The organism is Psychrobacillus insolitus (genome assembly GCF_003254155.1).
Lineage (GTDB): Bacteria > Bacillota > Bacilli > Bacillales_A > Planococcaceae > Psychrobacillus > Psychrobacillus insolitus.
Window position 1 is genome coordinate 908502 of sequence record NZ_QKZI01000001.1, and the last position, 24072, is coordinate 932573.

21 protein-coding genes are annotated in these 24072 nt (G+C 35.8%); all 21 read right to left on the reverse strand.

Annotation, left to right across the window (positions count from 1 at the left end; translation table 11 throughout):
- Nucleotides 1-23: 23 nt before the first annotated feature.
- The gene (gene rny / locus C7437_RS04470; RefSeq protein ID WP_111438419.1) at nt 24-1580 is read right to left on the reverse strand and encodes a ribonuclease Y; all 1557 of its coding nucleotides are present in this window, start codon (nt 1578-1580) and stop codon (nt 24-26) included.
- A gap of 272 nt (nt 1581-1852) precedes the next feature.
- Nucleotides 1853-2920 (reverse strand): recombinase RecA, encoded by a 1068-nt coding sequence (gene recA / locus C7437_RS04475; protein ID WP_146249613.1) that lies wholly within the window; start codon nt 2918-2920, stop codon nt 1853-1855.
- Between the two features lie 222 nt (nt 2921-3142).
- Nucleotides 3143-4399, reverse strand: a complete 1257-nt coding sequence (locus tag C7437_RS04480; protein ID WP_111438420.1) for a competence/damage-inducible protein A — start codon at nt 4397-4399, stop codon at nt 3143-3145.
- A gap of 15 nt (nt 4400-4414) precedes the next feature.
- Entirely contained in the window at nt 4415-4993 is a 579-nt protein-coding gene (gene pgsA / locus C7437_RS04485) for a CDP-diacylglycerol--glycerol-3-phosphate 3-phosphatidyltransferase (protein ID WP_111438421.1), read from the reverse strand.
- Nucleotides 4994-5046: 53 nt separating this feature from the next.
- On the reverse strand, nt 5047-5898 hold the full coding sequence (locus tag C7437_RS04490; protein WP_111438422.1) for a helix-turn-helix domain-containing protein: 852 nt from the start codon (nt 5896-5898) through the stop codon (nt 5047-5049).
- 16 nt (nt 5899-5914) lie between these two features.
- Nucleotides 5915-6721 carry a DUF3388 domain-containing protein gene (locus tag C7437_RS04495; protein WP_111438423.1) on the reverse strand — a complete coding sequence of 269 codons (807 nt, stop codon included), beginning with the start codon at nt 6719-6721 and terminating at the stop codon, nt 5915-5917.
- Between the two features lie 183 nt (nt 6722-6904).
- The gene (gene ymfI, locus C7437_RS04500) at nt 6905-7636 is read right to left on the reverse strand and encodes an elongation factor P 5-aminopentanone reductase (protein ID WP_111438424.1); all 732 of its coding nucleotides are present in this window, start codon (nt 7634-7636) and stop codon (nt 6905-6907) included.
- Nucleotides 7629-8930, reverse strand: coding sequence for an EF-P 5-aminopentanol modification-associated protein YfmH (gene yfmH / locus C7437_RS04505; RefSeq protein WP_111438425.1), 1302 nt, complete (start codon nt 8928-8930; stop codon nt 7629-7631). The genes ymfI and yfmH overlap by 8 nt, the downstream gene beginning before the upstream one ends.
- Nucleotides 8923-10200: an EF-P 5-aminopentanol modification-associated protein YfmF gene (gene yfmF / locus C7437_RS04510; RefSeq protein WP_111438426.1), complete on the reverse strand. Its 1278-nt coding sequence runs from the start codon at nt 10198-10200 to the stop codon at nt 8923-8925. Before yfmF ends, yfmH begins: the two co-directional genes overlap by 8 nt.
- A gap of 196 nt (nt 10201-10396) precedes the next feature.
- On the reverse strand, nt 10397-11356 hold the full coding sequence (locus C7437_RS04515) for an ABC transporter permease (protein ID WP_111438427.1): 960 nt from the start codon (nt 11354-11356) through the stop codon (nt 10397-10399).
- A gap of 1 nt (nt 11357) precedes the next feature.
- Nucleotides 11358-12404, reverse strand: a complete 1047-nt coding sequence (locus C7437_RS04520; protein ID WP_111438428.1) for an ABC transporter permease — start codon at nt 12402-12404, stop codon at nt 11358-11360.
- Nucleotides 12394-13944, reverse strand: a complete 1551-nt coding sequence (locus tag C7437_RS04525; protein WP_111438429.1) for an ABC transporter ATP-binding protein — start codon at nt 13942-13944, stop codon at nt 12394-12396. The genes C7437_RS04520 and C7437_RS04525 overlap by 11 nt, the downstream gene beginning before the upstream one ends.
- A 265-nt stretch (nt 13945-14209) precedes the next feature.
- Nucleotides 14210-15280: a BMP family lipoprotein gene (locus C7437_RS04530; protein ID WP_111438430.1), complete on the reverse strand. Its 1071-nt coding sequence runs from the start codon at nt 15278-15280 to the stop codon at nt 14210-14212.
- Between the two features lie 48 nt (nt 15281-15328).
- Nucleotides 15329-16057, reverse strand: coding sequence for a GntR family transcriptional regulator (locus C7437_RS04535; protein ID WP_111438431.1), 729 nt, complete (start codon nt 16055-16057; stop codon nt 15329-15331).
- A 153-nt stretch (nt 16058-16210) separates the two neighbouring features.
- The gene (locus C7437_RS04540; RefSeq protein WP_281269923.1) at nt 16211-18514 is read right to left on the reverse strand and encodes a DNA translocase FtsK; all 2304 of its coding nucleotides are present in this window, start codon (nt 18512-18514) and stop codon (nt 16211-16213) included.
- Between the two features lie 75 nt (nt 18515-18589).
- Complete coding sequence (locus tag C7437_RS04545; RefSeq protein ID WP_111438432.1) at nt 18590-20257, reverse strand: ribonuclease J; 1668 nt, start codon at nt 20255-20257, stop codon at nt 18590-18592.
- A gap of 122 nt (nt 20258-20379) precedes the next feature.
- Nucleotides 20380-21261 (reverse strand): 4-hydroxy-tetrahydrodipicolinate synthase, encoded by an 882-nt coding sequence (gene dapA / locus C7437_RS04550; protein ID WP_111438433.1) that lies wholly within the window; start codon nt 21259-21261, stop codon nt 20380-20382.
- A gap of 4 nt (nt 21262-21265) precedes the next feature.
- Complete coding sequence (locus tag C7437_RS04555; RefSeq protein WP_111438434.1) at nt 21266-22312, reverse strand: aspartate-semialdehyde dehydrogenase; 1047 nt, start codon at nt 22310-22312, stop codon at nt 21266-21268.
- A gap of 89 nt (nt 22313-22401) precedes the next feature.
- A complete protein-coding gene (locus tag C7437_RS04560; RefSeq protein ID WP_111438435.1) occupies nt 22402-22986 on the reverse strand; it encodes a dipicolinate synthase subunit B in 585 nt (194 codons plus the stop codon).
- 2 nt (nt 22987-22988) lie between these two features.
- On the reverse strand, nt 22989-23786 hold the full coding sequence (locus tag C7437_RS04565; protein WP_111438436.1) for an NAD(P)-dependent oxidoreductase: 798 nt from the start codon (nt 23784-23786) through the stop codon (nt 22989-22991).
- Entirely contained in the window at nt 23783-24037 is a 255-nt protein-coding gene (locus C7437_RS04570; protein ID WP_111438437.1) for a YlmC/YmxH family sporulation protein, read from the reverse strand. The genes C7437_RS04565 and C7437_RS04570 overlap by 4 nt, the downstream gene beginning before the upstream one ends.
- Nucleotides 24038-24072 lie beyond the last annotated feature (35 nt).

Here is a 24072-nt window from a genome sequence, read left to right on the forward strand (position 1 = left end):
AGGCCTCGAAACGAAGCCTTTTTTTATTTTGCATATTCTACAGCTCTTGTTTCTCTAATTACAGTTACTTTTATATGACCTGGATAATCAAGTTCTTCTTCAATTCGTTTACGAATATCTCTAGCCAATCGATGAGCAGTTAAATCATCAATTTGATCTGGACGTACGATAATCCGAATTTCCCGACCTGCTTGAATAGCAAACGATTTTTCTACACCTTCGTATGATTCTGAAATTTCTTCCAGTCTCTCAAGTCGACGGATATAATTTTCTAACGTTTCACTTCTCGCCCCTGGACGAGCCGCGGATAACGCATCTGCTGCAGCTACTAATACTGCAATAACTGATGTAGCTTCTGTATCTCCATGATGGGAAGCGATACTGTTAACAACAACAGGATGCTCTTTATACTTAGTCGCTAACTCGACTCCGATTTCTACATGGCTACCTTCCACTTCATGGTCAATTGCTTTCCCAATATCGTGTAGTAGTCCTGCTCTTCTTGCAAGTGTGACGTCTTCCCCTAGCTCAGCAGCTAGAAGTCCAGCCAAGAATGCCACTTCTGTCGAGTGTTTTAAAACATTTTGACCATAACTTGTACGATAGCGTAATCGACCAAGAATTTTCATTAGATCTGGATGTAAATTATGAACACCCACATCAAAAGTAGTTTGTTCTCCGATTTCTCGAATTTGCTCATCTACTTCTCGTCTTGATTTTTCCACCATCTCTTCGATACGTGCTGGATGAATACGACCATCTGATACTAATTTTTCAAGAGCTAAACGAGCCGTCTCTCTTCTAATTGGATCAAATCCAGATAAAATTACTGCTTCTGGTGTATCATCGATTATTAAGTCAATACCAGTTAAAGTTTCAAGCGTACGAATATTTCGGCCTTCACGACCAATAATTCTACCTTTCATCTCGTCATTTGGTAAGTTGACAACAGAAACAGTCGTTTCCGCTACATGATCCGCTGCAAAACGTTGAAGGGCAAGTGAAAGGATTTCTCGAGATTTTTTATCTGACTCTTCTTTCGCTCTCGTTTCCGCTTCTTTCGTCATTACCGCGATATCAGTTGCAAGCTCATTTTCTACATCCTTAAGAATAATAGCTTTTGCTTCTTCTCGAGTTAAGTTTGAAATTCTTTCAAGCTCACTTTGTTGTTTGTTAACTAACTCGTCCACTTTACTTTCCATCTGTTCAATATGCTGTTGTCTTAAGGCTAGAGCATCCTCTTTTCGCTCAAATCCTACTTCTCTTTTGTTAAGAGCATCATCCTTACGATCGAGATTCTCTTCTCTTTGTACTAACCGATTTTCCTGTTTTTGCAGGTCCATACGGCGTTCACGAATGTCAGATTCTGCTGTAGTTCGTAATTGGTGAGTTTCATCTTTGGCTTCTAATAGTGCTTCTTTCTTCAATGATTCTGCTTCTCGCTTTGCTTCTTCCAAGATGAGTGCAGAAGATTGTTTTGCACCAGTCACTTTTGAATCGTTCACTTTTTTCAGATAATTATAGCCAACAAAGGCACCTAAAATCAGACCAAGCAAGGCGGAGATGATAATTTCGATCATTTGAACACCCCCCTATTGCTATACTTTTAAAGTTTTATCGGCACATATATGTTACTGCATATATGCATTGCCTTTTCACCATTTAATAAAGAAATTATACAGTTTTAATTGTATAGATGTAGAAATACTCTGTCAAGGTAACCAGATGAATAGTTGACAAAAGAAATGCAGAAACTCTGATTTTATCCTTCTTTTCCTTCAAAATCCATCCTGAAATCCTCCGTGTAAGACAAAAAGGTCTCCCATTCACTGAGAGACCCAAATCATCTATCTTACTTTTTTTCCACTAATAGTTCAAACTCTTCATCATCTTCTTCTTCTCGCTTGTTTACTGGAGTTGAATATGAACTTGGACCCATTCCTAATGACTCACGAATCCTCGTTGCAATTTCATTTTTAGTACTTGGATTTTCTCTTAAGAATTGTTTTGCACTTTCACGTCCTTGACCAATACGCTCTTCGTTATATGCGTACCAAGAACCACTTTTTTGTATGATCTCCAAATCAGAACCAAGGTCAACAATTTCACCTTCTTGTGAAATACCTTGTCCGTACATAATGTCAACTTCAGCCGTTTTAAATGGTGGGGCAACTTTGTTTTTCACTACTTTAATCTTCGTTTTGTTTCCGATAATATCGGTCCCTTGTTTAATAGCTTCTGAACGACGTACTTCTAAACGTACTGAACTGTAGAATTTAAGTGCACGGCCACCAGGAGTGATTTCAGGGTTTCCGAACATAACTCCAACTTTTTCACGAATTTGGTTAATAAAGATTGCTAGTGTATTAGATTTATTAATAGCACCTGAAAGTTTACGCAATGCTTGTGACATTAAACGAGCTTGAAGACCAATATGGGAATCTCCCATTTCTCCTTCAATTTCTGCTTTTGGTACTAAAGCTGCTACAGAGTCAATTACTATAATTTCAACGGCTCCACTACGTACTAATGCTTCTGCGATTTCTAAAGCTTGCTCTCCTGTATCAGGTTGAGATAGAAGTAATTGATCTATATCAACTCCAAGTTTCTGTGCGTAAGCGGGATCTAAAGCATGCTCTGCATCTATAAAAGCTGCTTGCCCTCCATTTTTTTGTATTTCAGCAATTGCATGAAGTGCTACAGTTGTTTTACCCGAGCTTTCTGGTCCGTATATTTCAATAACACGGCCACGTGGATAACCACCTATTCCTAAAGCCGAATCTAATGCCAATGACCCACTAGAAGATGTAGAAATTTCTCTATCTGTTTTTTCACCTAGTCTCATAATTGAACCTTTACCAAATTGTTTCTCTATTTGTTTCAGAGCTACTTCTAAAGCTGCTTTACGATCGTTAGCCAATTGTATTTCCTCCTTATATGAAATTCTCACTTTTTATTTCTATCCTTACTATACTAGCTTATTGAGAAATTTACAAGAAAAACGCGAACGTTCATTCGTTTATATTTCGTGAAAATTTCATTTTGAGAGCCGAAAACGGCCCAAAATTGAATTTTGGGCCGTTTTTTATAAAAAAATATTTTTTCTACTTAGTCTAATTACGTTCTAGTTTTTAAAAAAAAGTTAAATTTTCACATACCCTTGTTCACGTAATAATCGAATCAAATAGTGAATAGTAAACTTAACTGCTCTTAATCGATTCGTATTTCTCATTCCTGAAAGACTTAATTTATATGAAATAGGTGCTAATTGACCAAATGCGATACCGATCCAAACAGTACCTGTCGGCTGTCCACCATGTTGATCCGGTCCAGCTACTCCAGTAATTCCAACTCCGATATTCGTTCCAAACTTTTCTTTAATACGAAAAGCCATTTCTTCTGCACATTCTTTCGAAACAACACCAAATTCTGAAATAACTTCCTGTCTGACTCCCAGTTGTTGTACTTTAATATCTTCCGTATAAGTAATCATTCCACCAACTAACGCTTCACTCATTCCAGGAATAGCAGCAAGCTCTGATTGGAATAGTCCGGCTGTCATACTTTCAGCTGCAGAAATGGTTAAATTGTTATCGATTAGTATTTCATGTAGTTTAGAAGCTAACGAATCATTATTAAATCCGTACACAAATTTTCCAACACGGTTTAATATTTCTGTTTGGAGCTCGTCAATTTTAATCCATGCTTCCGTTTCACTTTCAGTTTTTGCTGTAAGCCGTAGTGTCACTTCACCATCTGCAGCGAGTGGAGCTAGCGTTGGATTTGTTTGGTTTTCTAATAAATCCTGTACTTTTGTTTCCAGTTCAGCCTCACCAATTCCGTAAAAACGAATTACTTGAGATATTATGACTGTCTCTTTATGCAATAGCTTTGCTAGCAAAGGTTTTGCTTCTAATTGGAACATTGGCTCCATTTCTTTCGGAGGTCCTGGTAAAAGTATGTAGGAGTGTTTTTCATTAGTTAATAGCATTCCCGGTGCCATACCTTGCTTATTTTCCAGTACTGTGCAACCTTCTATTACAAACGCTTGTTTTTTGTTGTTTTCTGTCATTACACGATTCATTCGTTTGAAAAATTTTTCAATATAGTTCAAGGCATGAGCATCCATTACTAACTTTTCACCTAAATGACGTGCAATTGTTTCTTTCGTTAAATCATCCTTGGTTGGTCCTAGTCCACCAGTAAAAATGATTAGGTCTGCTCTATCTTCTGCGATTTTGATGGAATCTACTAATCGATTAGCATTATCACCTACAACTGTCTGATAGTAAACATCTATACCCAGTTCAGCAAGCTGCGAAGAAATAAACCTCGCGTTTGTATTTGAAATTTGACCTAATAATAACTCAGAACCTACCGCGATAATCTCTGCTTTCATCTATTTCATCCTTTCTTATTTGGAATCGAGTAATACTTTACGATTTAAATAGAAATAATCAAATCCTGACCACATTGTAAAGAACAAACAAACATATAACATAATTGTATCGAAGGGAATTGAGAACATTTCAAAAAATACATTTCCTAACAATAAAGAAGAAATAGCGATAATTTGGGTCCACATTTTGATTTTACCCAATTGGTTTGCAGCTACAACTTCCCCTTCATTTGCAAGAATCATACGAAGTCCAGTGACCGCAAACTCTCTGCTAATAATTAAAATAACAATCCAAGAAGGAGCCATTCCTTTTTCTACTAAAATAATAAGTGCTGCAGAAACGAGTAACTTATCTGCTAGTGGATCTAAAAATTTACCCATATTTGTCACTAAGTTATATTTTCTCGCATAATATCCATCGATGAAATCTGTAATAGATGCAATGATGAATATAATTGCACCTATTAAATGTCCCACTGGAATAGTAGCTCCAAGAAAACTTACATCTCCCCAGTTAAAATCAATTAGCATAAAAAACATAAATATTGGAATTAAAAAAATACGGAAAAGTGAAATCTGATTTGGAATATTCATGAAGTGTTTCTCCTTTCATCGCTTCAAACAAAATAGCCATCTGATTTAGATGACTACTTGTTGAACTGTATTACTAAATTTTGAGTGACCATATCAGTAGGATATTCTACTAATTGATCATTCATAAATACCTGATTACCAGGAGTAGAACCTAGACGAACTCGAATTCGTGTTGAGTCACTTGTATCTAATTCAAATGTCTCTCCAGCATTGACCGCTTTATCTGTTAATATTTGATTATTTTCATCTTTAATATTGAGCCAAGTATTATTAGTTGCTACGATTTTCAGCATAAAGTTTTCTGCTCCAGTTAAATGATAGGTAGATGTTTGACCTTCTGTTTCAACAAAAGTTAATTTTTGCTCCACAATAGGTTCTACTACTTCTTTTACTACTTTCTCTTCTTTAGGTTCATCGATTTGGATATTATTATTTTTCTCAGCGTTTGGCTGCTCTTCAACTGTTACCACTTTCTCAGTCGTAACCTCTGGATCTGTTGAGTTCTTAGGTAAATTTTGAAATAAAGTCCAAGCGATGATAATAATTGCAATGATAATAAGGGCAACAACTAGCATTGGGAAGATTTCCAAAAATTTGTTAGAAGAACGGCCGCCTAGAGACCTTCTTGTCGGTGTAGAGGGTATATTTTGAGATACATCTTCATTTGCTGGAGAAGGAATCTCCTTTTTATACGTTTCTAATAGTTCATCACCATTTAAACCAACCGCTTCAGCATATTGCTTTATAAAAGCACGAACATAGAAAGCACCAGGCATTGATGCGTAATTACCCTCTTCTATACCTGCTAAATATCTTTTCTGAATTTTAGTGATTTCTTGCAAATCATCGATACTATATCCTTTTTCTGTTCTCGCTTCTTTTAAACGAGCCCCAAGTTCTGTCAACTAAAACACCTACCCGTTAAAAATTAAATCCACCAAATCCGCCAAATCCACCCATACCATCGTCGGACATCCCGTGGTTTTTTTCCATCATTTCATACGTAATTTTCTCATCTGGATTATGACGAAGTTCAATAATGTAATCAAAATCATCAATCGAATACTCGGAATGGCGAATGAACATATCCGGATGTTCTACTACTTTAATTGTTGGCATTTGCATCATTTCTCTTACTAATTGCAGATGTTTTTCATCATTTGACTTTCTTGTCACAATTCCGTCCAAGATAAAAATATTTCGCTCGCTAAACTCATCTCCAGCAAGCTGACTTCTAATTGTTTGTTTTATCATTGTAGAAGAAAGGAAAATCCATTTCTTATTGGCACAAACACTTGCAGCAACTACTGATTCTGTCTTACCTACACGAGGCATTCCTCTAACACCTATTAACTTATGTCCATCTTCTTTAAAGATTTCAGCCAAAAAGTCAACAAGTATTCCTAGTTCATCCCGTACAAAGCGAAACGTTTTTTTATCATCTGCATCACGTTGTATATACCTTCCATGACGCACTGCTAAACGGTCTCTTAGTTTCGGCTCCCTAAATTTCGTTAGATGAATCGTTTCCATTGTAGATGCAATATGTTCAAAGCGCTCAATATTTACTTTTTTCTCCGCTTTGATCAACATTCCTCGTCTTCCTTCATCAACTCCGTTAATCGTTACGATATTGACTCTTAACATACCAAGTAAAGAAGCAATGTCACCTAAAAGTCCGGGCCGATTCACTTGAATTTCATATTCAAAAAACCATTCACTTGCCATAATCTATCTGTCCTCTCCTATTAGATGACGTAAGAGTTTACTATAAGTTCTATCATATATGATTTCTTAGTGTAATAAAAGAAAAATACAAATGAGCAGTAAACTATCTACTAATAATCAAACCGCAAGCACCTATTACTAGTCGCAGAAAAACAGTGACAGGCGCTTCCGCTTTTCAAAGGGTCAAATATACCATCCGCCATTTACTCGAATAATTTGACCAGTAATATATCTTGCTTGATTACTAACTAAAAAGGCCACTGTATTAGCAACATCTGCCGTTAAACCAAATACGCCCATAGGAATTTCGTCTAATAACATTTGGCGTTCATCACCTTTGACATGTGCATTCATATTCGTATCTATAAATCCTGGTGCTACAGCATTTACATTAATATGTTGAAGTGCGACTTCCTTTGCATAAGCTTTAACAAACGCATGTTGTGCTCCTTTTGCTGCAGAATATGCAGACTCATACGACGCTCCTGTTTCTCCCCAAATAGAACCTATAAAAACGATAGAAGCACTATCATGCACTCGTAGTTTAGACGCTAGTTGGGCTAATAAAAGCATTGGATGTTCAATATGTACTTGGAATAACTGACGAATGTCCTGTGCAGAAGTATCTTCTAACCCCTTAAAAAGACTATGCCCTTGAGAAAAAACAACTGCTTTTAGAGAAAAAATAGAAGCAGCCATGTGTTCTACTGCTTCTACTTCTAGCAAGTTTGCTTGCACAAGAATAAACTCTTGCGCAGGATAAGCTAATGTTAAATCGTCTAAAAGCAATTTTACAAATCGTTCATTACTTGCATAATGTAAATATAATGACCAACCTGCTTCAGCAAGTTTTCTGCTAATAGTTTGACCAATCTCACCTGAAGCACCTACAATTAAAGCGAAATTTTTAGCCATTGTTCTTCTCAGGAGGAATGATTGTAAAGGAAGTATGAGCTTCTTCATTCTTTAATGTTTCAAATGCTTCTTTGACTTGATCCATCGATAATTTTTCAAGCGCTGGGACTACGTCAAATAAGTTCATCTCATTAAAAGAATAACGAGTAAATTGATTTGCAATATATTCGATAGAATTTAATGCTCTCAAGAAAAACCCTATTTTTTTACGAGTTACCCGTTTTAAATCTTCCTCTGTAAAGCTCCACTCTTTTGAGTGATTTAGAATTGCCCCTTTAATGGATTCAACTAACTTTTCAGGATTGGAAGAATCCGAGCCAATCATTGTAAATCCATAGCCTTGTTCCATTGAAAAATCCGCTGAGTAAGATTCATCAATTAACCCTGTTTCATATACATCTTGATAGAAAGCAGATGTGCGTCCAAAAACAAGTTCAATAGCCACTTGCATAGCAAGCTCAAATTGCAACATTTCATTCCCTGAAATTGTGGCGTTAGGGGATTTCACACCAAAAATAACTTTTGGTTTTTGTACATCCATTTGTAAAACACGCTCTGAAATATGAACTGCTTGCTGTTCTGTTGGGAAGAAGCGCTTAATCTCTTGCGGTTCTTCAAACGTTTTAGATGCTTGATCTTCTTTAATGAATGCCATCATTTCCTGTGGATTAACTGCTCCAACAACAAATAACACCATGTTAGATGGATGATAGAAAGTATTGTAGCATTCATATAAATGTTCTGCAGTAATCTTATTAATCGATTCTACAGTGCCAGCGATATCTATTTTCACAGGATGTTCTTTATACATATTCTCAATAGTACCGAAATATAAACGCCAATCTGGTTGATCATCATACATCGTAATTTCCTGGGCAATAATCCCTTTTTCTTTCTCTACTGTTTGCTCCGTAAAATAAGGTTGCTGAACAAAATCAAGCAATGTTTTTGTGTTTTCTAAAACATGATTGGTAGAAGAGAATAAATAAGCCGTTCTTGTAAATGAAGTGAAGGCATTTGCTGAAGCACCCTTCTCACTAAACTTTTGAAAAACGTCGCCATCTTCTTTTTCAAACATCTTATGTTCTAAAAAGTGTGCAATACCATCTGGTACAGTTACAGCTTCGTCCTTACCAAGCGGAATAAATTTACTATCAATCGAACCATATTTAGTCGTGAAAGTCACGAATGTTTTAGAGAATCCTTTTTTCGGTAAAATATATACTTTTAATCCATTTGCAAGTTGTTCATGGTAAAGTGTTTCTTCTAATTGTTTAAAGTATGTTTCATTCATTTTCTTCACTCTCCTTACCAGATAAGAAATAGACGAATTCTTTCTCTATTTTAGAAGCCATTTGCCCAATTTGTTCTTTCGAAATGTCAGACCATTTGCCAATCCAATCTTCCACAGTGAAGTCTTCGTTTAATTCTTTATATTGATCGTAGATTTCTATTTGTGCTCTTGCAGAATCCATTGCTTCTTTCAATTGATTTGTTAACATGGATTTTGTTTGATTGATTTCTAAATCTGTAATTTCCCCATCTTGCATTGCTTTTAATTGCTCATCAATTAATTTAACTGCTTTATCTTTCAGATTAGCATCGATTCCTGCTAATACAAAAATTAGACCATAAAGAGATGCAAAACTACTGGAAGCATAATAAGCCATACTTTCTTTTTCGCGAACATTCATAAATAGCTTGGAATGTGCGAATCCTCCAAGTATACCGTTCGTCATTTGCATAACTGGGAATTCTTCCGAGAAAAATGTAACAGGTGTACGATAGGCAATATGTAGTTTCCCCTGCTTCATATCCTGAATCTCATGTAGAAACTCTTTGTCATTAGCTGCTAGTGGAACGCTCACTTCAGAAGTAGGAATTATTTGTCGATCAGTAAATTGGAAATGTTTCTCGAATTTTTGTTTCATTTCGTTTACATCTACATCACCTACTACATAAATAGATAATTCGTCTTCATGTAGTAGCTGTTTATACATCTTAACTAATTGATCGTTTGTAATTGCCTGTACAGTAGGAACTGTGCCATTGGCAGAAATAGAAGCAGGATGATTAGGTCGAATATTTTCAAGTAAACGCTGCTGCGCATATCTTGTTTTATCATCATACATAGATTGAATTCGTTCAATCACTTGTTCTTTCTCACGTTTCACAATAGATTCAACAAATTGCCCCTCTTGTAAGAGTGGTTTGAAAATGACGGTTTGTAAAATAGAAAAAATTTCATCTACTACTTTTTCATTGGATAAAAAAGCATCGTTCACCGTTTCCGCATTCAAAGATAAAATATGTTTATTTCCTTTTTTTGAACTATCTACATATAATACTGAACCATATAAATCATCTAGCTTTTTACGAAAAGCCGAATTAGTTGGATATTCCTCATTGCTATATTGAAGTATGTTTGCAAGTACGGAACGGATCGCTGCACTTTGTTCAGTCAATTCCTCTTTCCACTTGAATGAAATATTAATGGTTTTAAATTGTTCTGTTGGTCGCACGAAAAGTTTTACTCCATGTGCTAACGTAAACTGTTGAAACATTAAGTTTCCCCCTTTTTCTCTTTAGTCTTTCTCTTTCATCTATTCAATATACATGTACTAATCATAACACTACAATTGAAAAGGGACCAAATTTAATTGGTCCCTTAAAGTATAGGATAAGAATTTCCACTTAATATCTGTTTAGCGTAAGCAACCTTGCCTGTCGTGGCAGACATAGGCGCTTTCGCAATTCATGTTATCGTTTCCCTTTAATATATGGTACTCCACTTGCTTTTGGTGCATTTGCTTTTCCGATAAATCCAGCGATTGCTAGAATCGTCAATACATACGGCAAGATATGCAAGAAATAACTTGGTACTTTATCTATATAAGGGATTTCTCCACCTACAATACTTAGTGCTTGAGCAAAACCAAAGAATAATGCCGCTCCGAGTGCACCAAGTGGATGCCACTTACCAAAAATCATTGCCGCCAGTGCCATAAACCCTTGGCCATTAATAGTCGAGTGACTAAATTCACCAGAAATAGATTGAGAATACACCGCTCCACCAATACCAGCTAATGCTCCGGATAATATAACTGCGATATAACGCATTTTAGTTACATTCACACCCATAGTATCGGCTGCCATTGGATGTTCACCTACTGCACGTAAACGAAGTCCAAACGGCGTCTTGTAAATGACAAACCAAGCGAGTAAAGCGACTATTAACGCTAAGATGGATGTTCCGTATACATCTTTAAAAAACATAGGTCCAAGAATTGGAATCTCACTTAAGTAAGGTATATCATCTCGAATAAAACGTTCTTGAATATAATCTGTTTGACCTTTGCCATAAATCATTTTTACTGAGAATAATGCGATTGCAACACCTAACATATTAATCGCTACCCCTGAAATTGTTTGGTCCGCTCGGAATGATATCGTTGCAACTGCATGCATAACTGCGAATAATCCAGATGCAAGCATAGCAGCAATTAGAGCATACCAAGGTGTCATGGAGCCAAAAGTATCTACAAACATTAAGTTAAAAAGAATTCCAATAAATGCACCCATTACCATTAAACCCTCAAGTCCAATGTTAACAACGCCGGAACGCTCAGAGAATACTCCCCCGATTGCAGTGAAAATTAATGGTGCTGCATAGAATATTGCTGAGGGAATGATGAAATAAAGAACTTCTAAAAAGCTCATATTATTTCGCCTCCTTTTTCTTGTTTGTTTTTTCAAGGAAGTAACGAATAACATAGCCACAAGCTACAAAGAAAATAATAATCGCAATAACAATTGACACAATTTCAACTGGAATACCAGCTTCATTTGGCATATTTAACGCTCCGTATTTTAATGCTCCAAATAACGTCGCTCCAAATATTATTCCTAGTGGCGTATTTGCCCCTAATAATGCAACGGCGATCCCGTCAAAACCAATACCAGTAAATCCACTTTTTATACTAGCATATTGGAATGTACCGAGAGCTTCCATTGCACCAGCTAGTCCAGCAAAAACCCCTGAAATAACCATTGATAGAATAATATTTTTTTGAACATTCATCCCAGCATACTGTGAAGCATGTTGGTTAAATCCAACTGATTTCAACTCGAAACCAGTAGTTGTTTTTTCTAGAATAAACCACATAACAACTACCATCGCTATAGCGATAAAAATACCATAATGAAGTCTTGAAAAATCTGTCATACTTTCAAAAAAAGCAGATTTTAACGACGCAGACGCATGAATGGTACCTGTATTATCTCCACCATCTGACATGACTTTTATCAATGCATTTGTCGTATGAAGTGCGATATAGTTCATCATTATCGTCACAATAACTTCATGCACTTGTAATTTTGCTTTTAATAGACCCGGTATAAACGCCCAAAGCCCACCAGCAACTGCTGCTGCAAGTATCGCTAATGGTAAATGGATATACATTGGAAAATCAAATGCAACTCCTACATATGCTGCTGCAAACCAACCTACAATTAGTTGTCCTTCAACCCCAATATTAAATAGCCCTGTACGGAACGCAAAAGCAACAGCTAGTCCGGAGAGTAAATATGGTGTAATTTGACGGACTGTTTCCCCCATATTATAAGCATCACCAAAAATACCATTCCAAAGTGCTATATATCCTTTAACAGGATCGTATCCACTTACTAACATTATGACTGCGCCAACAAGTAAACCTAATATGACAGAGATAACAGGGACAAGTATATTTATTACTCTATTCGACATGCTTAGACTCCCCTTGTTTATTCGCTTTATTATTTTTTCTTTGACCAGCCATTAATAATCCTAATTCTTGCTCACTAGTTTCTCCTGGAAGCAGTGTATCAACAATTTGTCCATCATAAATAACCGCAATTCTATCTGAAACATTCATAACTTCATCTAATTCGAATGAGAGAAGAAGAACTGCTTTGCCATTATCTCTTTGCTCTATCAAGCGTTGATGAATAAATTCTATTGCTCCAACATCAAGGCCACGCGTAGGAAGTGCAGCTATTAGTAATTCTGGATTACGGGTAACTTCTCGTCCAATAATAGCTTTTTGCTGATTTCCACCAGAAAGTGAACGCGCAAGGGAATCTTCGCCTTGTGTACGAACATCAAATTCTGTTATTATCTTTTGAGCTAATTTTGACACTTCATCGTAATTCATAATTCCATTCACGGAAATTGGTTTTTGATAATAAGTTTGTAAAGCGATATTATGTCCAATTGAAAAGTCTAGTACTAAACCATGTTTATGACGATCCTGCGGGATATGTCCAACTCCAGCTTCCGTTACTTTACGCGGTTTTAGATTTGTTACATCTTTTCCATTGATCGTTACTTTTCCACTTTTCGATTTTCGCAGCCCTGTTATTGCTTCAAGCAATTCTGATTGACCATTTCCATCTATTCCAGCAATACCTAGTATTTCACCTTTACGAACAGTCAAATTTAAGCCTTTAACTTTTTCAATCCCCCGGTAATCAGTTACTATTAAATCTTTTATAATTAGCGCTTCTTCCTTAGGGTAGGCTTCTCCTTTAACTGTTTTAAACTCAACTTGTCTTCCTACCATTAGAGCAGCAAGTTCATTAGGATTAGTCTCTGCAGTAATGACTGTTCCAATTCCCTTACCTTTACGAATAACAGTTACACGATCCGAAACATCCATGATTTCTTGTAATTTATGCGTGATTAAAATAATTGATTTACCTTCTTCAATGAGTCTTTTCATAATTTGGATTAGTTCTTTAATTTCTTGTGGTGTTAATGAAGCAGTTGGTTCATCAAAAATGAGAATATCTGCATTACGATATAATGTTTTTAAAATCTCCACACGTTGCTGCATTCCCACTGAAATATCTTCAATTTTAGCAGTTGGATCCACATCTAAACCATATGTGTCAGAAAGCTCTTTAATTTTCTTTGAGGCTGCTTTAATACTAATAACTCCGCTTTTTGTTAACTCATTCCCTAAAATAATATTTTCTGTCACAGTAAAATTTTCAACTAACATAAAATGCTGATGTACCATTCCAATTCCTAAATCATTCGCTACGTTAGGATCCGTCACTTTAACTGACTTACCATTTACTTTAATCTCACCAGCTTCTGGTTGATACAAACCAAAAAGAACATTCATAAGGGTAGACTTACCAGCCCCATTTTCCCCTAAAAGAGCATGAATTTCTCCTTTTTTTAATTGAAGGGTAATGTTGTCATTTGCTACAAATGATCCAAATTCTTTTCGAATGCCTAGCATTTCTATTACATAATCCAATGATTTCACTCCCTACTATCATACTCGGACAAAATTAATACAGGAAAGAATTTAAATTTTTAATCAGATTTCCCTTTCAAAAACACTATTATTATACAATATTCGCAAGCGTTTTCAAGAAAATCTGATTAATCCATCTTTTAACTTAAATTTTGATTTCAATCTAAAATAAACATTAGGATTTTCAAAGCCTTTCTTCTATTAACTAAAAATATCATAAAGACCGAAAAAACCGATCTTTATGATGCTTTACTTAATTAATTATTTATTCTACTGTTTCTGGAACAACGATTTCACCAGAAGCAATTTTATCTGAGTATTCTTGAATTTGGTCTAAAACTTCTTGTGGAATAGCTCCGCGTGAATCAGCAAGGACTACTCCTTCTTCCGCTACACCATAAGTAACTGTTTTCCCACCTGGGAAATTCCCAGCCATTGCTTCGTTAGCAATATTTTGAACTGCAAGATCAACACGTTTTACCATGGAAGTAAGTGTAATGTTAGTATCACCAACAGCGCCTTCTTCGTATTGGTCAGAGTCAACTCCGATTACCCAAACGTTTGCATTAGCGTCTTTTGTTTTACGTTCTTTTGCTTCAGCAAATACACCATTACCCGCAGCACCAGCTGCAGGGAAAATAATATCTACGCCTGAAGAATACATACGGTTAGCGGTAGTTTTCCCTAAAGAAGCATCACTGAATGATGCTAAATATTGTACATCAACTTCAATATTTGGATCTATAGCTTTAACACCTTCTATGAATCCAGCTTCAAAACGTCCAATAACTTCACTTTCCATACCACCAACAAAACCAATTTTTTTAGAATCGGACATTAGAGCAGCAGCAACACCTGCTAGATAAGAACCTTCTTGCTCTTTAAACATAGCAGAAGCAACATTTGGTTTGTCCACAATGGCGTCAATAATAGCAAATTGAGCATCCGGTTTTTGGTCTGCGATTGTACCTATTGGTTCTTCCAATAAGTACCCAACTCCGTAAACTACATCGAAGTCACGACGTGCTAAGCTATTTAAGTTTGTAACATAGTCAGCATCAGAAGTAGATATAAGGTAATCATATCCACCGGTACCTTTTTCAAGGCCATTTTCTTTACCAAATGCTTCGATACCCTCCCAAGCTGATTGGTTAAATGATTTATCATCTACTCCACCAGTGTCAGTAACCATTGCAATTGAAAAATCTGTTGCTTCTTTTTTAGCTCCTTCATCAACAGTTTTTGAAGCTTCTTCATCGCTTGCACCACATGCTCCAAGAATTGTACCTGCAGCTAGTACAAGAGATAGTCCTAATCCAAATTTACGTTTTGTCAAATTGAAAACCTCCATTATTTTTTCTTATTAGCAGGAATTTGCTTTGTTTTACACTCTTTTGCGAACAACATGAAAACTAAACTTATCTGCCCGAAAATAATTTTTCGAATACAAAACCACTCGATCATTATCATCGTAGTGTAGTTGTATTAACAAAAGAAGTGAAGTCCCTGGTTCACTATTTAATATTGGCGATGCAATCTCATGATATCCTACTGGATCAATAAATGTGACCGCATGCGCTACTCGAATTTCTCTCGATTCCTCTAAAGCTGAAAAAATTGACCCTTCCTCTCGAGTAAGGAAGTTATTTGGTAAATAGTTTTCCGGAACCTTATCTATACAATAGACAACTGGTTCACCATTTGCAGTACGTACACGTTCTATAGTAATAATAGCTTGATCTTCCTCACATAGAAATTGTTTTATATCATCTTCAGATGGAGGCTTGATAATTGAGCTTAAATAATTAGTACCTGGTTCCATTCCTACACTGCGAATCATATCAGAAATACTAGTTAACTGTTCAATCCCTGATGTAAATACAGGTTTTGAATTCACAAAAGTACCTACACCATGTCTTCTTACGATGACATTTTCTTCTTCTAATAAACGAAGAGCTTCTCTTAACGTTGCACGACTTACTCCAAGCGTTTTAGCTAATTCAAATTCAGAAGGTAATTTTTCCTTCTCTTTGAAAACGCCCTTTTCAATGTCCTCTTTTAGACGATCAATCACTTGAAGATATAAATGTCGACTGTCTGTTCTTATTGTCATATAAACACCACCATTTGTAGAGATCAGACCTCCGATGTAAAACATTCCTACTAATCAGTCATACTATACCAGAATTACTGATTGAAATAAATAGTTTAATCATCTTTCAAAAAGAAAAATTAACAAATCAGTCATCTAATTGTAATCATTTTGTCATATTGGTTCTTGATCTAAATCATTTTTAGAGACTAACACATGGCGTGGTTTACTACCTTCATACGGACCAACAATACCACTAAACTCCAGTTGATCAATGATTCTCGCTGCCCTAGAATACCCAATTCTAAAGCGTCTTTGTAACAGTGAGACTGATGCAGTTTGCATATCCGTTACAAGTTGCACGGCATCATCATACAAATCATCATGTTCCATTTGTGGATCCTTTTCTACTATATCTTCTGGTATCATTTCATCTTGATAATTTGCTTTTTGTTGCTCAATTACAAAGTCAACAATTCTTTCCACTTCTGCATCCGATAAATAGGCACCTTGCACACGAACTGGTTTAGAAGTTCCTGCTGGTAAAAACAACATGTCTCCACGTCCCAATAATTTCTCAGCACCACCCATATCCAGTATTGTACGTGAGTCAATCGATGACGACACTGCAAAGGAAATTCTAGAAGGAATATTCGCTTTAATAATACCTGTAATCACATCTACACTAGGTCGCTGCGTTGCAATGATTAAATGGATACCAGCTGCACGAGCCATTTGTGCAAGGCGAGTAATAGAGTCTTCAACATCACTAGAAGCAACCATCATTAGGTCAGCTAACTCATCTACAATTACTACGATATAGGGTAATTTAGGATGTTTCTCTTCATTTTCGATGTTCCATTTATCAATATGGCCATTATAGCCTTCCATATTCCGCGTACCTGTGTGGGAAAAGAGTTCATATCTACGTTCCATTTCAGAAACAATTTTCTTCAACGCTTGAGATGCTTTTCTCGGATCAGTCACAACTGGTGCCAATAAATGAGGAATTCCATTATAGACATTCAACTCTACCATTTTAGGATCAATCATCATCATCTTCACTTCATGAGGTTTCGCACGCATCATAATACTAATTATGATTCCATTAATACAAACACTTTTACCACTACCCGTCGACCCAGCTACAAGTAAATGAGGCATTTTATTTAACTCGGCAAGTACTGCCTGACCTGTCACATCACGTCCAAAAGCAATTAATAACTTTTTATTTGGCATATTATTTTCTTTTGATTCCAATACTTCTCGCAAACTTACAATTGCTACTTCCTTATTTGGAACTTCTATTCCTATAGCTGATTTACCCGGAATAGGTGCTTCGATTCGTATATCTCTCGCAGCTAAAGCTAACGCTAAGTCATCATGTAAACTGACAATTCGACTTACCTTAACTCCAACATCAGGAAGTACTTCATATTTAGTGACAGCGGGTCCTAAATGGACTTGCGTTACCTTAGCCTTTACACCGAAACTTAAGAAGGTTTGCTCTAATTTTTTTGCATTTGCTTGTATAGCACTTAACTCGCCACTTTGATCACTATGCTTTGGTGTATCTAACAAACTAAGAGATGGTGTCTGATAATCCTCATTTTCCATGACCTCAGCACTTACATTTATATCGATTACATCTGCAACTTCAGTAGCTACAGGTTCTATCGGTTCTTCTTTTTTGGAAATACGCTCTGTAAATGCAGAGATAATGGGAGAACTTTCTTGTTGAACTATTTCTATCTCTTCCATTTTTACATTTACGTCTACATCATCATGAGATGTTACTACCTCTTCTTTCGGTAGTTCTTTTCTTGCTCTTCTCGCTTTTCTTTCTGTTACAATCGGTTTCTTTTGTTTTTGTCTATTTTTAAATTTCACTTTCATTTTTGGAGATGCTTCCACCAAAAATGGGACTAGCGCTTTACCTGTCAATAAAACTATTCCGATTATTAATAGTAACCATCCAGCTATTTTTGCTCCAGCCGCATCAAATAGTACATGAAAAGCTGCAAATAACACAGCACCAATAATCCCACCGCCAAGTGAGCTACTTCTATCCACGATTCCACCACTGTCTACTAATACACGGTAGCTTTCTCTTAAAACAGAATTCGTCACTAGTGCTCTACCTTCAAACAATTGTTCAAACAATATAATATGACTAAAAAGAAGGAGACTGCTTAATACAAAACCAGATCCCAATAGCAATCGATGATTCCAAGAAGGAACTGATTGTTTTATCATAATAATAAGTGCAAAAATAATGAAGAAAAACGGAATTGCAATATGCCAATTTCCAAATAGAAAGTACCCTAGATATGCTAGACCACGCCCAACCAAGCCATATTCAAAAAATGAAATAATAGCGATTCCTATAATGATTATTCCGGTAATCTCATACATTAATGGATGCAACACTTTTTTTTTACTTTTCTTCGTTGTTGTTGTTTTCTTTCTCACTGCCAATGTGTCCTCACCTACTTCTCTTGAAGATAAAAAGGATTCCCTTTCCGCAAGCGGAAGGAAATCCTTTTACTCATATTAATATTCCATAATAATCGGGATGATCATTGGACGTCGTTTTGTTTGTTGGAATAAATATGAATTTAGCGTATCACGGATTTCTTGTTTAATGTTTGTCCATTCAAACGTTTCTTTATTCACATATTTTTCAACAACTGTTCTAACTAGCCTTGCAGACTCTTCCATTAATTCTTCAGATTCTCTAACATAAACAAATCCTCTTGAAAGAATTTCTGGACCAGATGCAATTTTCTTTTGCGCACGATTTAGAGTGATCACTACTATAAATATACCATCTTGCGATAAAAGTTTGCGATCTCTAAGAACAATGTTCCCTACATCGCCTACTCCAATACCATCAATTAGGATATTACCTGCTTGTACTCTTCCACTCATTCTCATTTTGCCATTTTTATATTCAACGATATCTCCTTTATCCGCGATAAAGATTTGAGATTTTGTCATACCAATTTCTTGCGCTAATTTTGAGTGAGCTATTAGCATACGATACTCCCCTTGAATTGGGATAAAGTATTTTGGCTTTGTTAAATTTAACATCATTTTTAAATCTTCTTGACTACCATGTCCTGAAACATGGACATGTTTACTGGAAGTAAGAACTTTAGCTCCAGCTTTAGCAAGTAAATTCATCGTGTTATACATACTTACTTCCATTGACGGAGAAGGTGTAAATGTGATTAGCACTGTATCAGTATCTTTAATTCTAATATCTTTATGATGTTTACGAACCATCTTCTCGAGAGCGTCTAGTGGCTCTCCTTGGTTACCTGAGATAATAACAACAAGTTCATCATCTGCATATTTCGCTATTTCTTTAATAGGAATGATTAGGTCTTCCTGAACGGTGAAATAACCCAAGTCTAAACCTATTTCAACAATATTTTCTAAACTTTTACCTGCAATAGCAACTTTTTTTCCTGATTCAGCAGCTTTTTCAAAAACTTGTTGAATTCTAATAAAGTTTGAAGCGTATAGAGCAACCAAAAGACGACCTTTTGCACTGTGGAATGTTTCAGATAATTTATTTGCAATTACTGCTTCTGAAGTCGTATAACCTGGTTTTTCTGCTTCTGTGGAATCAGATAGAAGAATGAATACTCCCTCTTCTCCAAGACCAGCTATTTTAGCGATATCTGGACGGTATTTACCTTTTGCAGACTGGTCGAATTTAAATTCTCCAGTATGCACAATAGCACCTTCTGAAGTATGGAAAACAATACCTAATGAATCTGGGATACTATGTGTTGTGTGGAAGAATGTCACATGAGTACTTTGGAAATTCATACGGCTCTTATTTGTTACTTCAAAAAACTTAACGGCTTGTTTAGTCGGCAATGCTTTTAAATGTGTTTTTGCCAAAGCAATCGTTAGTTTTGAGGCATATACTGGCGCCTGAATCTTTTGCATTAAGTACGAAATCGATCCAATCGCATCTTCATGACCGTGTGTTAAAAAGATTCCTTTTACACGATCCTTGTTTTCTTCTAAGTAAGTTAAATCTGGAATGACAATATCAATTCCTAGCATTTCATTTTCAGGGAACATAAGTCCACTGTCTACAACGAATATTTCTTCATCAATTTCTACAACATACATTGCTTTTCCGATTTCCCCGACTCCACCGAGTGGGATAACTCGAATAAGTTCATTTTTTACTTTTACCAATTCTTTTCCTCCTATAATTAACCCGATCAACATCCACTAATTTTCATTATATCGAACGTCGTCGATTCACACAAATAAAAAAAAGGCTGAAGTATAAAATCTTCAGACTTTTTTTAAGAAAATCATTTATTTTCCATGTAATCGTTCCAAATATTGTCAAATTCTATTTTTTCCCGTTCACCCATTTCCACTAAGGGCAATCTTAAAGTTCCAACGTTAATACCGATTTTAGAAAGCGCATATTTTACCGTAACTGGATTCGGATGAACAAATAATCCTTTAATAACAGGTAATATTAATTGATGAATTTTGGAAGCTTTTGCATGATCTCCAGCGTGGAATGCTTGAACCATATCTTTCATATCAGAACCAACAATATGAGATGCCACAGAAATAACTCCTGAACCTCCAATTGCTAGTAAAGGAAGTGTTAAAGAATCGTCTCCGCTGTACACTCGAAAATCATTATCAGTTTCTGATAAAATTTTAGTCATTTGATCTAGACTTCCACTTGCTTCTTTGACAATTTGAATATTTGGTATTTTGCTTAAAGCAATAACTGTTTCAGGTTCTAAATTTACAACTGAACGACTAGGAATATTATATACAACTACAGGTAGCGCTATTTCCTTTGCAATTGCCTCAAAATGTGCAAGCATACCCTTTTGGTTTGGCTTGTTGTAGTAAGGAGTCACAATCATAATAGCATCTACTCTAAGCGCTTCTGCTTTTTTAGAAAGCTCTATAGATGCAGCTGTGTTATTACTTCCAGTTCCAGCAATCACTGGGACACGTTTATTTACTTTTTCTACTACAAATTTGATAAGGGCTAATTTCTCATCAGTTGATAATGTCGGTGATTCACCTGTTGTTCCACATACTACTAATGACTCAGTTCCCGTTGATAATAAATGCTCAATTAATTTTTCTGTTGCAAGATAATCAATGGTTCCATCTTGTTGAAATGGTGTTACCATTGCGGTAGAAATATTTCCAATATTCATTTTATTACACCTCTTTTAAGATACCTTCTTCAATCAATGCCTCTGCAATTTGAATTGAGTTCAGAGCTGCACCTTTTAATAGATTGTCAGAAACAATCCACATATGGAACCCTTTATCATTTCCTGGATCTTTTCTGATCCGTCCAACGAATACATCATCCTGGTCTTCCGCAAAAAATGGCATAGGGTATTCTTGCTTTTCTGGTGCATCTTGCAATGTAATTCCCTCTGTCTCTGATAATAATTGTTTCAATTCGGCAACAGAGACATTTTCTTTCTCTATTTCAATATAAACTGACTCTGAATGACCAGTTACCACTGGAACACGAACGCATGTAGCTGCAATGGCCAAATCGGGTAGTGACATAATTTTTTTTGTTTCATTCATCATTTTATGTTCTTCAAATGTATATCCATCTACTTCGAAAACATCAATTTGTGGAATCACGTTTCCTGCAATTGGAAAATGTTTTTCTGCACTTTTGACAGGTAAAATTTCTGGATTTGGATTTTTTTTACTGATTGCTTCACTTTGTGTTGTAAGTTCGCTGATTGCAGCTGCCCCAGCACCTGATACTGCTTGATATGTCGAAACAATTACTTTAGATAAACCGTATTGTTGTCTAATTGGTTCAAGTGCACAAACCATTTGAATAGTAGAACAATTTGGATTAGCAATGATCCCTGTTTGTTCATGTAATGCATGCTTATTCACTTCTGGTACTACAAGTGGTGTGTCTTTATCCATACGGAAAGCACTTGTATTATCAATGACAATTGCACCTCTGTTACTCGCTTCTTTAGCTAAAGCTTTTGAAATAGAACCGCCTGCAGAGAAAAATGCAACGTCTACTCCTTCAAATGATTCAGGTGTCGCTTCTTCAATCGTATATGTTGAGCCATTTATATCAACTGATTTACCTGCAGAATTTTTAGATGCTAATAGCAAAAGATTTGAATATGGGAATTTTCTCTCTACTAATTTTTCGATAATTTTTTGACCAACAGCACCTGTTGCTCCAACTACTGCTACTGAATACCCCTGTGACATTTAAAACTCTCCTCTCAAAATCAAAACATATTGCCGATATTGTAACATATTATACATGATAATACATGAAAATACATCATCAATTATTTTTAAGAAAGATTTATGAGTAGGGGTTGGAGTTGTTTCCTTTGAATCGCATGTTCTACAGTAGGTACGAGCTTGGTGAAATCAGCTATTAGAGAGTTTGGCTTTGTATGAGGATTGTCTTGACCAAAAGGTATGAAGAATATATTTTTAGTTGAGAGTAGTTTCATGATATTCATTCCATTAAGTCCAAGCGCATCATTCGTAGATATACCGAGTACAACAGGATTCCCATTTCTTAAAGTCGCTTTAGCAGCCATTAGTACAGGAGAATCTGTTTGAGCATTGGCTAATTTACTAATTGAATTTCCAGTCATTGGAGCTATAACCATACAGTCTAGTGGATTTGTTGGACCAAATGGTTCTGCTTCTACAATTTTAGAAATTACTTTAGAGCCACTTGCTTGTTCTATTTTTTCAATCCATTCTTCCCCTGTTCCAAATCTTGTTGCTGCAGTTAATACGGAATACGTAATAATCGGAACTACTGTTGCTCCGATATCCATAAATCCTTTAATCATTGGAATTACTTCTTCATAGGTACAATGAGATGCAGTAATTCCGAGTCCGATTCGCAAATCTTTTAACACCTTTATTCCCCCTCTACCTTTGTTAAAAAAGTTTGAACTGCCTGTGCGATTAAATAACCTGCATCTCTTGGAAAATACATTCCTGGTAAACTAAGTGCATGCGCATAATTAGTTGGAATTTGTTCATCCGATTCGAGTAAACATCCAGGATCTGAAGCAAGATCATATACTTTGTTGAAATTTAATGCCCCTGATTTTGGTAACCACTTAAATGGAATGGTATTAATTAAATAGGCTGAGTTATCTTTTTGATTGGTTAGTAAGTTTTCTAGTGCCTCAATTTGAAATCCATAACTTTTTGCTTCATATAATTGATGCTCAGAACGTACAGCGATAATAACACTTGCCCCTAGATGATGAAGTGCATATGCCAGCCTTTTCCCTACTCTTCCATAACCCGTAATAATAAATTTTTTATTGTAAATAGCCTGTTTTTCATGTGTATAAAAATAATTAATGAGCCCTTCTGCTGTCAAATTTGCGTTGTCCCATATCCATTGTTCATCTTCTAAATAGTAAAAAGTATGAATATCCATTTTTTTAATTTCTTGCTCTATCGCGTCATTATTTTTCCCTATAAATAACACTTCACATGACTTAGGTAATTCAAATAAGGTTTCAACCGCTAGTGCTTGAATTGGTAAAAAAATAACTTTTGGTTGCAAATGATTGATTTTATTTTTTAACTTTTCATCCCAAACAGTTGATGAAAACATTTTTACATCCCACTCACTCGATAACGCTTGCTTTAAATAGTGAAATCTTGCATCCATCCCTATAACTACACATATATTTTTCAAGAATATTCACCCGATTCATTAAATAAGATTCTATCTTCTCCTATAAGAATAATTTCTCCCCAAGAAATAAATTCTTTTTTCTTAGTAGCTTGTTTGGATTGAAAGAAAGATGTCGATTTATTGTATACTTCAAATCCCTCGATTTTCCCAGTGATTGGATCAAATAGAAGCTCTGTGTTTGCTAATTTTCCATACCTCGAGCCATCTTTTACTTGTATTAATTCCTTCTCAGCAAGTTCCGAAAGTAACAATCTTTTCCCTCCTCTAACTATTTCTACTTATGTAT

Excerpts from the sequence above, each read along its gene's own strand:
- rny (WP_111438419.1), bottom strand. The coding sequence starts at position 1,580 with ATGATCGAAATTATCATCTCCGCCTTGCTTGGTCTGATTTTAGGTGCC.
- C7437_RS04480 (WP_111438420.1), bottom strand. The coding sequence starts at position 4,399 with ATGAAAGCAGAGATTATCGCGGTAGGTTCTGAGTTATTATTAGGTCAA.
- pgsA (WP_111438421.1), bottom strand. The coding sequence starts at position 4,993 with ATGAATATTCCAAATCAGATTTCACTTTTCCGTATTTTTTTAATTCCA.
- C7437_RS04495 (WP_111438423.1), bottom strand. The coding sequence starts at position 6,721 with ATGGCAAGTGAATGGTTTTTTGAATATGAAATTCAAGTGAATCGGCCC.
- ymfI (WP_111438424.1), bottom strand. The coding sequence starts at position 7,636 with ATGGCTAAAAATTTCGCTTTAATTGTAGGTGCTTCAGGTGAGATTGGT.
- yfmH (WP_111438425.1), bottom strand. The coding sequence starts at position 8,930 with ATGAATGAAACATACTTTAAACAATTAGAAGAAACACTTTACCATGAA.
- yfmF (WP_111438426.1), bottom strand. The coding sequence starts at position 10,200 with ATGTTTCAACAGTTTACGTTAGCACATGGAGTAAAACTTTTCGTGCGA.
- C7437_RS04515 (WP_111438427.1), bottom strand. The coding sequence starts at position 11,356 with ATGAGCTTTTTAGAAGTTCTTTATTTCATCATTCCCTCAGCAATATTC.
- C7437_RS04520 (WP_111438428.1), bottom strand. The coding sequence starts at position 12,404 with ATGTCGAATAGAGTAATAAATATACTTGTCCCTGTTATCTCTGTCATA.
- C7437_RS04535 (WP_111438431.1), bottom strand. The coding sequence starts at position 16,057 with ATGACAATAAGAACAGACAGTCGACATTTATATCTTCAAGTGATTGAT.
- dapA (WP_111438433.1), bottom strand. The coding sequence starts at position 21,261 with ATGAATATTGGAAATATTTCTACCGCAATGGTAACACCATTTCAACAA.
- C7437_RS04555 (WP_111438434.1), bottom strand. The coding sequence starts at position 22,312 with ATGTCACAGGGGTATTCAGTAGCAGTAGTTGGAGCAACAGGTGCTGTT.